The sequence below is a fragment of the Sediminitomix flava genome (genome assembly GCF_003149185.1).
Classification (GTDB): Bacteria; Bacteroidota; Bacteroidia; order Cytophagales; family Flammeovirgaceae; genus Sediminitomix; species Sediminitomix flava.
Window position 1 is genome coordinate 761,428 of sequence record NZ_QGDO01000002.1, and the last position, 13,104, is coordinate 774,531.

The window sequence follows — 13,104 nt, forward strand, 5'->3', positions numbered from 1 at the left end:
AAATAAGGATAGCTAAAGTTATAGTTATCCTTTTTTTATTACCCATTTTCACCATTTTCATTCTCCATAAACTTTCTATTTATTCTTAGAAAGAAACCCTTTTTCGTCTTTTTTCCCCATTTGGACTAGAATTCAAATCCAAAATAAATTTTTTTAAAACCGCACTTGTTCTCCTTATAATTCAAGCTTATCTAATCTTAAAATTACATAGCTATGGCTTTTAACCTTTTAGATGTTTTAAGAGAACAAGTTGGTGATCAGTTTTCTGGATTGGTTGCCTCACAGATCGGGAGTGATCAAGGACAAGTTCAACAAGCTATTGAAGACGTTAGCCCTTCTATTGTATCTGCCCTCGCTAACAAGGCCTCAGAAGGCTATGGGGCAAAAGAAATTCTAGACCAAATTCAAGGAAATAACTTAGGTGAAAGTACGATTTCAGACCTAACTAGTGCACTTACCTCTGGTAATTCAGATGGTTTACAAAGTATTCTTAGCTCAGGAAAATCATTGGTATCAAATCTTTTTGGAGGAAATATAGAAAGTGTCATCAATCTGATTACTGAGCGAACAGGTCTATCTAGTGGTTCTGCAGGAAGCATTCTCAATTTAATAACACCTCTTATTTTAGGGAGCTTAGGAAAGGAAATTTCAAACAATGGATTAGATGCCACTGGTTTGAAAACACTCCTTCTCGGACAAAAAGACTTCGTCAAAGATCTCGTTCCTCAAGGAATGTCATTATACTCTAGTTCTGAAGTAATAGATGAAAATATTGTCGATGAACTTGAGGAAGATATCGATTCAGAATTAGATGAAGCACAGCAAATCATGACAAGTACGGAAGAAGAACTTCCAGATCATGTGAAAGCTGTAGAGCAAGAAATGGAACAGGAAGTTCAGAATGACATCAATATTGATGGTGTTCCTCCTGAATTCGGCATTCGTAATGCACCAAGATCTACCAGTAGTAGCAGTAGAAAACGTCAGAAAGAAAATGGTTTCCTTCAAAAGACCCTCGCTGCATCTGGAGTGGCAATTTTAGGTATTTTCGTATGGACAACCTTCCTCAATAGCCCATCTCCTACAACAGATTTCTCTGAAGATGAATTTAAAACAAGGGGTGGTCAGTCTGCTAAAAATCTGGTAGAAATTGAGTTGAAAGACGGTACTGACATGCTTATCGGAGAATCTAGTGTTGAAAGCCAAATGCTAAACTTCATCAACGACTACAATCCTAATTTGAAGGATATGGCGTTCAAAGTTAGTGGCGATGTATTAAGACCAGATAGCAAGCAGCTCAGTAATATTGCTTCTATTCTGAAGTCTTACCCAGATATTGAAGCAGAAGTGATCGGGAATACAAGTATGGCAAATGATGTAAAACTTGGACTGATCAAACAAGGAGTAAGCGAAGATAATATCAGTGTTGGTAAAGAAACTTCACAATCTGATACATTCTGTGTCATTAGATTGAAAAAGTAAAGAGTAGTAAAATCCAAAACTAAAAAAGGATCTTTCCGCTAAGAAAGATCCTTTTTTTATATTCTTTGAATACCTATTCTAGATTCATTATTGGTTTTGGCTTAGGGTATTGGAACAGACATTTTTCTTTGATCTGCTTCACAATAACATCAGGAATCATCTCTTCCCAACCTTCTTCATTATTCTGAATTTTCGCAATGATTTCATCTGAGATAATATGAAGGTGTTCAGTGTTACAGCCTTCCAAATTCTCAATCTTGTTCATATCCTTCATCGTTTGGAAGAGGTTTTTCAGATGAGGAGACAAAGCAATGTCATCGCCTGTTAGGATTAACGAATTGTCTGTACCTTCAACTGTTCTTCTGTATGATGGATAAACAAACATCTTCACATTTCTACCGAACAGATAACCGAATGCCTCTAAGATTCCACCTTTCAGATTCTTGTAATACTCTTCGTTAAAAATGTATTCAAGGTTATAAACACCAATTGTAACCCCAATCTTACGACCTCTCGTAAATCTTGAAAGGTAATTGGTCAATCTATAATATTCTTGATAATTAGAAATCAGTACGGTGTGTCCCATCGAAGTCAATAAATCGACTCTGTCAAGGAAATCTTGCTCATCAATATCTTGATTTTTAACTCTGAGGTTATTCAGTGTCAGCTCCGCAATAGTGATGATATTATCTGGATCAACGTCTGGCTCTTGTTTAAACTGCTCCAAGCTTCGCTCCATCATATCAAGATTGATATGTGTGATTGGTCTGAAACGCCCTCTCAATACCAAAATGTTCTTTTTATAAAGTACATCTGCTGGCATCATTAAATTACCATCAGGGCCGAACATTGTCGCTTTTGACAAACCATGCTTCACAAGTTTCAAACTGAAAAGACGGTTATCAATTTTAAAGTCAGGACCTGTAAGTGAGAAGAAGTCTACTTGAAGTTTATGCTTATTCAGCTCATCCATGAAAGAAAGCATCAGTTCTTCAGGATCATTTGAGTGATAGAAACAAGCATAAATAAGGTTGACACCTATAATACCGATTGTTTGCTGTTGAATGATAGGGTCATTATCCTTCAATTTTACGTGAATCACACAGAGGTTTGGTTCGCTTTGTGGCGTGAGTTGAAACTTCAAACCGAGCCAACCATGTCCTTCATTTGTTCTGTTGTAGTTTAGTGCTTCTATAGTATCGGCAAAAGCAAAAAATCTAGTGTTTGCTGCTTTTTCTGGAAGACGCTTTTCCAAGAGCGAATACTCTCTGTGAAGCATTTTTTCCAATCGGCTTTGACAAACATAGCGTCCGCTTTTTTCAGGACCATAGATGGCATCCGAAAATGCCATTGCATAGGCTGACATTGTTTTCGCAATCGTTCCCGAAGCTCCTCCTGCCTTAAAAAAGTTGGCAGCAACTTCCTGCCCCGCTCCGATTTCGGCCAATGAGCCATAAATTGTGTTATCAAGGTTTATTTTAAGTGCCTTATCTTTGGTTGACAACCTTTTGAAGTCCATGTGCAATACGGTAAAACTTTCGAATTTGGGATCTGTACGACAGTAAAGTAGTCGAAATCTTATTAATAAAACAATACTTCTACTGCATAGATAGTATCGCAAAAATCCCGCAAAACTACATAGGTAACCAAACTTTTATAGATTGTGTTTTATCCATAGAGTTAAGCTCAAATGAAAATATTTCGACAAGACACCGTGTTATCAGAAACATTATCAATGCTTCCGCACAGTCTGTGATATTCTCATAAAAAAAACTTCTTTCAAATATGAAAATGTTAGTTAAACAAATATGATAATTCACAGTTTATCTGTGAACCTATTCTTTTATAAGATTTCAAGAATAAATTTGTAGAAATTTTACAGCAACACGGCGAAATATAACATTATAACAGTTCAGCATTAACGACTAACATTTATGAAGTTTGAGAGTATAAATCCTTTCACTGGAGAAAAAATAGCCGAATATGATAAACTAGATGAAGTACAGCTATTAGAAAAACTGGCAGACAGTGAAACCGCATTTCCGCTTTGGAAGCGTAAAAGCTTCTCACAAAAAGCTGAATTGTTTCAAAACTTAGCATCTATTCTTGAGGAGCGCAAGGAGCAACTAGCCGAACTCATAAGTTTAGAAATGGGAAAGCTAAGAGAGGAAGCCGAAGCTGAAATTCTCAAATGTGCTCTTGTATGTAGATTTTATGCAGAGAATGCTGCATCATTTCTACAAGCAAAAGAGGTAACGAATGAACTTGGGTTCAACTATATTCACTACGATGCCATTGGCGGTATACTTGCAATCATGCCTTGGAATTTTCCATTCTGGCAAGTTTTCAGATTTTCAAGCCCGGCTCTAATGGCAGGAAACGTAGTACTGCTAAAACACGCACCAAATGTATTTGGCTGTGCTCAAATGATTGAACAATTATTTGAAGAAGCTGGCTTTGAAAAGGGCGTCTTTCAGTCTTTGATCGTTGATGTAGAAGAAGTTGAAACAATCATGGAGCACGACCACGTACAAGGTGTTGCACTTACTGGTAGTGAAAAAGCTGGAGCCTCTGTAGCTATGCTTGCAGGTAAAAATATAAAACGATCTGTTCTAGAACTTGGAGGGAGTGACCCTTTCATTGTAATGGCTGATGCAAATATTGATACAGCAGTAAAAGTGGCTGTTCAATCTCGAATGTCAAATGCAGGACAGGCTTGTATAAATGCCAAAAGATTTTTGGTAGCCCAAGAAGTTTATGATGAATTTGTGAGAAAGGCAAAAGCAATTATTGAAAAATTGAAAGTTGGAAATCCTCTTTTAGCTGATACTAACTTTAGCTGTCTTGCACGTATAGATTTGGCCGAAAACCTAGAAAGACAATTGGAAGAAAGTCTGGAAGAGGGAGCAAAACTTGAAATTGGAGGAAGAAGAGATGGGACTAGTTTTGAACCTACATTGCTTTCAAATGTGAAAGATAACATGACCGTCTTCAGAGAAGAAACATTTGGTCCTCTGATGTGTGTCGCTCAATTTGACACCAAAGAAAGAGCGCTCCAAATTGCGAATGCTAGTGAATATGGGCTTGGTGCTTCTGTTTGGACTTCAGACAAACAAACAGCCATGTTCTTTGCTCAAAATATAGAAACGGGAAATGTATTTATTAATAATCTCGTAAAATCTGACCCTAGATTTCCTTTTGGAGGAGTAAAACGTTCGGGTTATGGACGAGAATTGGCTGAAGAAGGAATTAAGGAGTTTGTAAATATCAAACGTATCTTCGTTCCAAAAGACTTGTAATTCTTATTTCACTAAAAATACAAACAGCTCTGAAATCAAATTTTCAGAGCTGTTTTTTTATAACGTTACTCTATAAAAGATAATAAATTTTAAACATTATTACTTCTTAAGTCTTTTTCGTCTTTTGGGATATTTTTTTCGTCTTTCAGAATACAGATCACACACTATAAAGTGGACATTTGAAAAATAAACAAAACAACCTTGAACCTAAACGAACAAACGCACATGACTCAAACATTTGATTTTCTCACTGCAGAAAAAGAAATAAATCAGAGTAAAGCCCATTTTCATGTGATGGCAAAACCAATAGGCCCTGTTTGTAACCTAAAGTGTACCTATTGTTATTACCTAGAAAAAGAAAACATCTACGAAGACAAAAAATCAACGCCAAAGCATTTCAAAATGCCTAGTGCGATTTTGGAAAGATATATCAAAGAATATATTTCTTCTCAACCCATAGAAAATCCAGTAGTTCAGTTTACGTGGCAAGGTGGAGAACCTACCCTACTCGGAATTGACTATTATGAAAAAGCTATTGAGCTACAAGAACAATATTCGGATGGTCGAAAAATCGAAAATACCATCCAAACCAATGCAACTTTAATCGATGAAGAGTGGGCTAAGTTTTTAGCTAAACACGATTTCTTGGTGGGAGTTTCTATTGATGGCCCTGAAGATTTACATGATTGTTATCGCGTAAATAAAGGGGAAAAAGGCTCATGGGATCGTATCATGAAGTCTATTGAACTATTGAAAAAATATAATGTACGCTTCAATACACTTACAGTAGTTCATAGTAAAAATGTAAAGCACCCTTTGCGTGTTTACCGTTTCCTCAAACATATTGGAAGCGAATGGCACCAGTTTCTTCCTGTTCAAGATCGTCATGCAACAGATGAAAAAGCTCTTCTTAAACAAGTAGCTGATGATTATGCAGGTGAAACACAAGTAACAGAAGAAAGTATAAAACCTGAAGAATGGGGTAACTTCCTCAATAAAATCTTTGATGAATGGGTTCGTCAGGATGTAGGAAAAATCTTTGTTCAACAGTTTGACATAGCGCTAGAAGGTTGGGTCGGAAAAAATCCATCTGCCTGTGTTCATGCCAAAACTTGTGGAGATGGCGTAGCCTTAGAACACAATGGAGATGTTTATACCTGCGATCACTATGTTTACCCTCAGTTTAAACTAGGAAACATTAGAGATAAAAGCTTTACCGAGATGGCAACATCTCATGTTCAAAGACAATTCGGTAATAAGAAACAAGATAGTCTTTCATCGCAATGTAGAAACTGTGATTATCTGCAAGTTTGTAACGGTCTTTGTCCAAAACACCGTTGGAACAAGACCAAAGACGGTGAGAACATTGCCTATTTGTGCGGAGGTTACAAAGCATTCTACAAACACATCACGCCATACATGCATACCATGAGAGAACTACTCAAATTGAGAAGAGCTCCGGCAGAAATTATGGAATTAATCAAACTGCGTGAAGCAGAGTTGAAACGAGAGAAAAAGAAGCTGAAAAAAAGCATTTAAGATATTTATTATAGTTGTTTGTTTAGCATTTGTTATGAATCCCCTCAGACTTTGTTTGGGGGGATTATTTATTTAAAAAAATAGAAGCCACCCCTAATTGAGATGGCTTCTATTTTATAAGTTTGAAATAGCTTTTAAGCTTTAGCTGTCTTGATTGAACAACCAATTGCTTTAGTAGTTTCTACCTCTACTTCTTTACCTTCCAACAATGCATTTACTGCATTTTCAAGATACTTTTCTGTTACTTTACTAGCATCTTTAAAGTTATCATCAATTGCTCCGATGTATTTCACAACTAAGCCCTTATCCTCTTTTTGCAATACATAAACGTGAGGCGTTTTCTTTGCTCCATACTGCGGATAAATCTTTTGTCCTTCATCCATCAAATATGGGAAAGTGAATCCTTTTTCTTCAGCTCTTACTTTCATCAACTCAAAAGAGTCTGCCTCTTGTACCGTTGGGTCATTCGGGTTGATCGCAATTACTGGATAACCTTTCTCCTTGTAAGCTTTGTCAAAAGCTACAATTCTATCTTCGTAAGCCTTAGCATAAGGACAGTGATTACAAGTAAAAATCACTACAAATCCTTTTGTATCAGGATAATCAGCCAAAGAAACCATTTTATCATCAATGTTTTTTAGGCTGAAATCAGTAGCTACATCACCAATTTTGTAACCTTCTGCTGCTGGAGCTTCGGTTGACATGGCTACAGTCTTTTCTTCTTTCTTCTCTTCTTTAGCTTCCTCTGTTTTCGGAGCTTGGCAAGCTGCAAAGAAACTCACAGCCAAAACCAACATTAGATACTTTTTCATTTTTGTGTAGGAAAAAATTTATTGAATAATCTCACTAAGTGTTTGTTCTAATTCTTCTTTTGAGAATTCTTTTTCAAAGAAATACTGCTGATCTCCTTTCAAAATCAAAGTTGCAGGAATACCCCCTGTCCACTCTTCAGAAACCTCATTGATCCATTTGTTCATGGCAGGATCATCCAACAACACAACTTCTGCTTTTATCCCTTTCCTTTCCATAAATGGAAGTAACTTATTATCAATCTGATCGGCAAAATCAAGACTTACTAAAAGTAGGTCTACATCATCGGCATGTGTGTCTACCAATGCATTGAAATGTGGCAATTCTTTAATACAGGGCTTGCACCAAGTAGCCCAGAAGTTAATCACCTTCACTTTATCATTTTTTGGCTGATAATATGCTTCAAGGTCTTCAAACTTTGAGAATACTTTTACTTCTTTAACCTCTTTGCTTTGCTCGCTCTGACATGCTCCCAAGAGTAATACTGAGAAACATAAAACTACAAACTGATACAATCCTTTTTTCATACTTATAGTATCTGATTTTTTCTACCGAATAATACCACTTTTTTAACTATTTATAATCAAATATGTTGAGGATTTAGAACTGACAACACACACATTTAACAGCATTTACCAATTATAAGATGACAATAATCTCTTAATTAAATAATATTTTCATTCTCATTATTCCCAAAAAGTTGCTTAAACTTGCAACGATTATGGTAATGAGTCCTTTTCACAAGTCCTCATTTTAAAAGGGAATCCAGTGTAAATCTGGAACTGTTCCCGCAGCTGTAAGCTCTAACATAAGCTTTAGACAACAATCCACTGTTCTAAACAGAATGGGAAGGAGTCCTAAAGTAGAGTAAGTCAGAAGACCTGCCAAAATCATTTTTCTAATCAGAGCTTTCGGGTAAAAAGCAATGAGGAACATGAATTTTGGGGCAGATTTTCTTTTGCTCTTATTTCCTTCCTGTATACACTTACCAGAAAGTTCATAGTTAAATTATTCACGCAAATACTATGAACACTAAAACCAATTGGACAAAAAAACTGTCCTTATCATTCTTAGCACTAGGAGCAACTACATTATCCAGTTTTGCTCAAGACAGTGATTCACTCCAAACCAAACAACTGAATGAAGTTGTAATCTCTGCTTCAAAAATTTTGCAAGCCCCAAATGAAATAGGACGAAGCATAACAGTGCTCAATAGCAGCGATATTCAGAATTCGATTTATAATAATGCCGCAGAATTACTTTCTCAGCAAGAAGGTATTTACATCGTCGGAACAGGGCAAAATCCTGGTTCATTGCAAAGCATGTATCTGAGAGGCGCAAACTCAGAGCATACAAGTATTTTTATTGATGGGGTAAGAATTACAGACCCTTCTTCAGTCGATAATGGAATAAACTTAGCAGAGCTTTCTTTAGCCAATATCGAACGTATCGAGATTGTGAGAGGATCGCACTCCACACTTTATGGTTCTTCAGCGATTGGTGGTTCAATCAATATAATTACCAAAAGAGGTGGAAAGAAAGGATTAAGTGGTAATGTGAGTGCCGAAGCAGGTACTTTTGGGGAGTCTACAAGTCAGTTTACTGAAAATATTGCGTTAAACTACTCTTTAGGTAATGGCTTTTATGCTACTGCCGAACTTTACAATACGAATGTAAAAGGACTTGACGCCACTGTAGATACCGTGAAAGCGGATATTTTCAAAAACAGAGATCAAGACAACTTCGACAAATTGGATGTCATTGGTAAAGTAGGTTATCAAGACAATAAATGGGATGCTTTCATTTCTTATAAGAAAACAGATCAAATCTCCGACATTGACGACGGTGCTTACAGAGATGATGATAACTACACTGTAGATTTCAAAAGAGATTTGATCAACTACCAATTGGCATACAGATTTAGTGAAAAACTAAACTTAAACTTTGTTGGTGGCTATACAGATATGTCACGTCTTGCACTTGATGATTCATCAGTTGTAGATACAGAAGGCAATACAGATGGAACATTTTCAAGTAGTGAATATGAAGGAAGTGTTCTGAATAATGAACTTCAGTTAAGATATCAAAGTGATTTCATCTCACTTATTGCAGGTTTATCGAACTACAAAGAAACGATGACGAGTAGAACATATTATTATAGCTCTGCTTGGGATTATAAATCTGAAAGTAACTTGGATTCATTAGGGATTGAAGCGACTATTAACAGTGCCTTTTTACACACTACCTTAAACGGAGGATTAGTTTCCAACTCTCTTAAAGGTTTCAATTTAGCTCTAGGTGGTCGATTAAATGACCATAGCACTTTTGGAAATAACTTCACTTACGAAATCAATCCTTCGTATAAAATCAATAAAACATTAGTCTACGCTTCTTACGGAGCAGGTTTCAATGCTCCGGCATTATATCGTCTTTACTCTCCAAATCAAAACTTCATTTCGGAAGTCACAAGGGGTAATCTTGATCTAGAACCTGAAACTTCTACTTCTTTTGAACTTGGTGTGAAACAGCAAATAGGTAAAAGTACAGAAATTACAATCTCTGCATATCAAACCGTTGTTGACAACCTTATTGAGTATGTGTATTTGTGGGATAAAGAAATTCCTATAGAAGAGCTAGGCAATGACTGGATGAGAAATGACAGCAGAGGGGATACATACATAAACGCTGGTGAGCAAACTAATAAAGGTATTGAAGTAACACTAAGATCTCAGTTATCAAATCAACTTCTTCTTACCGGGAATTTCAGTTATACAGAAGGAGACTTGAAATACGACCCTAGCTACTCTGATTTTACCAATGACTATTATGTTCAACTTTACTCAACAGGTGACTTCCTCACCAAAGAAGTTGAAGTAAACGGCTTAGTTAGAAGATCGAATACATTCAATGCAAGTCTAACATATATCCCAATCCAAAAACTAAGATTATCTGCAGATATCAGACACGTTGGTAGAAGAAATGACATTTTCTACGACAATAGTCTTGGCCCTTGGGGTGCATTGGGTCAAAATGAAGTTGATAGCTATACACTTACAGGATTCACAGCAAACTATAATATCATGGATGGATTGAACGCTACATTACGCGTTGACAATTTGTTCGATGTAGATTATCAGGAGATCTATGGCTACACCACTAGAGGCCGATCGTTCTATCTCAGACTTAATTATTCTTTTTAATATATAACCCCTATGTAGGGCAATTCCTTTGGAGTTGTTCTACATTTTTTTTACACCAAAGACACATAAAATCATGAAAAAACAAATCAATATCCGCTTTCTTGTTTTACTCTGTATCATTCTATTTGTAGGCATATGGAGAATTACTTTTAATGGCAAAGACGCTGGTATTTTAGCCAACTTCACTCCAATTGGAGCAATGGCACTTTTCGGAGGAGCTTATTTTCAACAACAATGGAAAGCATACCTTTTCCCTATCCTCACGTTATTTGTCAGCGATGTAGTCATGATGACAACCTATTATGCAGAATATAGTAATGGCTTACTTTACGGCGGTTGGTACTGGACTTACGGAGGCTTTTTCTTGATGGTCTTAATCGGGAAATGCATCCAAAAAGTGAGTTTTAAAAGTGTCATTATTTCTGCAATTGCAGCAGCCTTAACCCATTGGATTGTTGTCGACTTTGGCGTTTGGCTCGGAGGTGGAACAGACGTAACCACAGGACTTCCTTACACAAGAGATATTCAAGGACTTATCAAATGCTATACACTAGCCATTCCTTTTATGAAAAGCATGCTCATGGGTAACTTCATTTTTGGAGCCATCTTATTTGGCAGTTTTGAATTAGCTCAAAGACAATTCCCTGTTTTAAAGCTCTCTAGATCATGATCTACTACATCACAGGAGGTGAACGTTCGGGAAAAAGTAGCTATGCTCAAAATTTAGCTTTATCCTTAGCTGACACCCCATTTTATGTGGCTACAGCAAGACATTGGGATGGTGATTTCGAGAAAAGAATTCAACGACACGTAGCCGAACGGGACGAACGTTGGACGAGTATTGAAGAAGAAAAATACTTAGGTAATTTGAAGCTCGAAGGTAAAACTGTAGTCGTAGATTGTGTGACACTTTGGCTAACCAATTGGTATTTGGACACAAAGAATAATGTGGAAGAAAGTCTAGAAAAAGGAAAAATTGAGCTAGAGAAACTATTTGCTCAAAAAGCCAATATCATCATTATTTCCAACGAAATAGGAATGGGAATTCATGCACAAACAGAAGTGGGAAGAAAATTCACTGAATTACAAGGATGGATGAATCAATTTATAGCAAAACGAGCAGATAAGGCTATCTTTATGGTTTCGGGTTTACCAATGAAATTGAAGTAAAGAAAATGATAAAATCTATATTTAACTGGAGCGGAGGAAAAGACAGTGCCTTAGCATTACACTACATTTTAGAAGAGAAAAAATACGATGTTCAAGCCCTCATGACTACGGTTAGTGATAAGTATGATCGTATTTCAATGCATGGTGTTCGTACCTCAATCCTTAGAGCACAAGGCGAAGCTATCGGATTACCTATCAAAGAAATCAGACTGCCAGAAATGTCTTCTATGGAAGTGTATGACAACACCATGAAAGAGGTAATGACAGAACTTCAGAAAGAAGGAGTGACACATAGTATTTTCGGAGATATTTTCTTGGAAGACCTAAAGGCGTACAGAGATGAAAAACTGGCTCAAACAGGAATGACAGGACATTATCCGCTATGGAAAAGAGATACAACAGAGCTTGTTCATGAGTTCATCGATCTTGGTTTTAAAACTGTAGTTGCTTGTATCAACTCAGAATTGTTGGACAAAGAATTTGCAGGCAGAGTCATTGATAAAGACTTTTTGAAAGACCTTCCTAAAAATGTTGACCCTTGTGGTGAAAACGGAGAATTCCACACTTGTATCGTAGATGGACCAATCTTCAAAAATCCATTGAAATATGAGTTGGGTGATGTGACTTTCAGAGAATACAAAGCTCCCGAAAAAGAAGACGATGCAGGCTACAGTTCTCACGACAAATCTCATCCGAAAAACGATAAAAAATCAGGTTTTTATTTTTGTGATATTATCCCCGTTGAATAATGGAATTAATTAGTTCTTGGAGTGGAGGAAAAGACAGTTGTTTCGCTCTTATGCAAGCAGTTAAAGAAGGGCACGAACTAAAAGTACTTCTAAACATGATGAATGAAAATGGTAAAATTTCTCGTTCGCATGGTCTGACACCTTATCTCCTCAATCAGCAAGCTTCAGCTATCAACAAACCACTTAAAGCAGTTCCAGCCTCTTGGGCAGAATATGAAAAAAATTACATCAAAACGCTTCAAGAACTAAAAGCTGAACATGATGTAAACGCTGTCGTGTTTGGTGATATTGACCTAGAGCCACACAGAGAATGGGAAGAAAAAGTTTGTAATGCCGCATCGCTAGAAGCCCTTTTACCGTTATGGCAACAAAGCCGTAAAGAATTGGTCTTCCAAATGATTGATAGCGGAATAAAAGCCATCATCACCTCTTGTAATACGACGATGGGCGAAAAATTCTTAGGCAGAGAAATCACAAAAGAATTAGTGGCTGAGTTGGAAGAAATGGGAATAGACGCTTGTGGTGAAAATGGAGAATATCATACCGTAGTGGTAGATTGCCCTCTATTTTCAAAACCCGTAGAATTACCAGAATATACCAAAGTACAGCATCAAGATTATTGCTTTTTACAGTGGGAAAAATAAAACGGTTCTTCAGATTTGAATATACCATTATTTAAATCTGAAGACTTTTTCTTTTTAAGTACTCGAACAAAAAAATAAGTGAGACTATCCTTAGAGTTTACGAAGTTATCTAAGGTTTGATAGATGAAAGCAAGAGTCTTCAGACTCGAAAAATTCACTAAAATGTCGAGTCTAAAAAACTGCGTCCGTCTCTCCCTTCATTTATGAATTC

Annotated in this window: 11 protein-coding genes and 1 riboswitch; of the genes, 8 read left to right on the top strand and 3 right to left on the bottom strand. The window is 36.6% G+C overall.

Annotation, left to right across the window (positions count from 1 at the left end; all coding sequences use genetic code 11):
- Positions 1–213 precede the first annotated feature (213 nt).
- Positions 214–1,482, top strand: coding sequence for a DUF937 domain-containing protein (locus BC781_RS10230; protein WP_109617230.1), 1,269 nt, complete (start codon positions 214–216; stop codon positions 1,480–1,482).
- A 73-nt stretch (positions 1,483–1,555) separates the two neighbouring features.
- On the opposite strand, the gene BC781_RS10235 is transcribed toward BC781_RS10230, so the two are convergent.
- Positions 1,556–3,001 carry a nicotinate-nucleotide adenylyltransferase gene (locus tag BC781_RS10235; RefSeq protein WP_109617232.1) on the bottom strand — a complete coding sequence of 482 codons (1,446 nt, stop codon included), beginning with the start codon at positions 2,999–3,001 and terminating at the stop codon, positions 1,556–1,558.
- Between the two features lie 415 nt (positions 3,002–3,416).
- Here BC781_RS10235 and BC781_RS10240 point away from each other — a divergent pair, with 415 nt between their 5' ends.
- Together BC781_RS10240 and BC781_RS10245 are read left to right on the top strand one after the other, a co-directional pair.
- On the top strand, positions 3,417–4,781 hold the full coding sequence (locus tag BC781_RS10240; protein ID WP_109617234.1) for an NAD-dependent succinate-semialdehyde dehydrogenase: 1,365 nt from the start codon (positions 3,417–3,419) through the stop codon (positions 4,779–4,781).
- Between the two features lie 225 nt (positions 4,782–5,006).
- Complete coding sequence (locus BC781_RS10245; protein ID WP_109617236.1) at positions 5,007–6,320, top strand: anaerobic sulfatase maturase; 1,314 nt, start codon at positions 5,007–5,009, stop codon at positions 6,318–6,320.
- A gap of 134 nt (positions 6,321–6,454) precedes the next feature.
- On the opposite strand, the gene BC781_RS10250 is transcribed toward BC781_RS10245, so the two are convergent.
- Both BC781_RS10250 and BC781_RS10255 read right to left on the bottom strand, forming a co-directional pair.
- The gene (locus BC781_RS10250; RefSeq protein ID WP_109617238.1) at positions 6,455–7,132 is read right to left on the bottom strand and encodes a thioredoxin family protein; all 678 of its coding nucleotides are present in this window, start codon (positions 7,130–7,132) and stop codon (positions 6,455–6,457) included.
- An 18-nt stretch (positions 7,133–7,150) separates the two neighbouring features.
- Positions 7,151–7,657, bottom strand: a complete 507-nt coding sequence (locus tag BC781_RS10255; RefSeq protein ID WP_109617240.1) for a TlpA family protein disulfide reductase — start codon at positions 7,655–7,657, stop codon at positions 7,151–7,153.
- A gap of 178 nt (positions 7,658–7,835) precedes the next feature.
- Positions 7,836–8,033, top strand: a riboswitch (cobalamin riboswitch).
- Between the two features lie 122 nt (positions 8,034–8,155).
- On the opposite strand from BC781_RS10255, the gene BC781_RS10260 reads away from it, so the two are divergent.
- From BC781_RS10260 to BC781_RS10280, 5 genes are all read left to right on the top strand, one after another.
- Positions 8,156–10,330: a TonB-dependent receptor plug domain-containing protein gene (locus tag BC781_RS10260; RefSeq protein WP_109617242.1), complete on the top strand. Its 2,175-nt coding sequence runs from the start codon at positions 8,156–8,158 to the stop codon at positions 10,328–10,330.
- A gap of 73 nt (positions 10,331–10,403) precedes the next feature.
- Entirely contained in the window at positions 10,404–11,000 is a 597-nt protein-coding gene (locus BC781_RS10265) for a DUF6580 family putative transport protein (RefSeq protein ID WP_109617243.1), read from the top strand.
- Positions 10,997–11,500, top strand: coding sequence for a bifunctional adenosylcobinamide kinase/adenosylcobinamide-phosphate guanylyltransferase (locus BC781_RS10270; RefSeq protein ID WP_109617245.1), 504 nt, complete (start codon positions 10,997–10,999; stop codon positions 11,498–11,500). The genes BC781_RS10265 and BC781_RS10270 overlap by 4 nt, the downstream gene beginning before the upstream one ends.
- Positions 11,501–11,505: 5 nt before the next feature.
- On the top strand, positions 11,506–12,249 hold the full coding sequence (locus BC781_RS10275; protein ID WP_109617247.1) for a Dph6-related ATP pyrophosphatase: 744 nt from the start codon (positions 11,506–11,508) through the stop codon (positions 12,247–12,249).
- Entirely contained in the window at positions 12,249–12,893 is a 645-nt protein-coding gene (locus tag BC781_RS10280; protein WP_109617249.1) for a Dph6-related ATP pyrophosphatase, read from the top strand. Before BC781_RS10275 ends, BC781_RS10280 begins: the two co-directional genes overlap by 1 nt.
- Positions 12,894–13,104 lie beyond the last annotated feature (211 nt).

Coding starts and splice junctions, on each gene's coding strand:
- BC781_RS10270 (WP_109617245.1), top strand. CDS start 10,997: ATGATCTACTACATCACAGGAGGTGAACGTTCGGGAAAAAGTAGCTAT.
- BC781_RS10230 (WP_109617230.1), top strand. CDS start 214: ATGGCTTTTAACCTTTTAGATGTTTTAAGAGAACAAGTTGGTGATCAG.
- BC781_RS10245 (WP_109617236.1), top strand. CDS start 5,007: ATGACTCAAACATTTGATTTTCTCACTGCAGAAAAAGAAATAAATCAG.
- BC781_RS10255 (WP_109617240.1), bottom strand. CDS start 7,657: ATGAAAAAAGGATTGTATCAGTTTGTAGTTTTATGTTTCTCAGTATTA.
- BC781_RS10260 (WP_109617242.1), top strand. CDS start 8,156: ATGAACACTAAAACCAATTGGACAAAAAAACTGTCCTTATCATTCTTA.
- BC781_RS10265 (WP_109617243.1), top strand. CDS start 10,404: ATGAAAAAACAAATCAATATCCGCTTTCTTGTTTTACTCTGTATCATT.
- BC781_RS10280 (WP_109617249.1), top strand. CDS start 12,249: ATGGAATTAATTAGTTCTTGGAGTGGAGGAAAAGACAGTTGTTTCGCT.
- BC781_RS10275 (WP_109617247.1), top strand. CDS start 11,506: ATGATAAAATCTATATTTAACTGGAGCGGAGGAAAAGACAGTGCCTTA.
- BC781_RS10235 (WP_109617232.1), bottom strand. CDS start 3,001: ATGGACTTCAAAAGGTTGTCAACCAAAGATAAGGCACTTAAAATAAAC.
- BC781_RS10250 (WP_109617238.1), bottom strand. CDS start 7,132: ATGAAAAAGTATCTAATGTTGGTTTTGGCTGTGAGTTTCTTTGCAGCT.
- BC781_RS10240 (WP_109617234.1), top strand. CDS start 3,417: ATGAAGTTTGAGAGTATAAATCCTTTCACTGGAGAAAAAATAGCCGAA.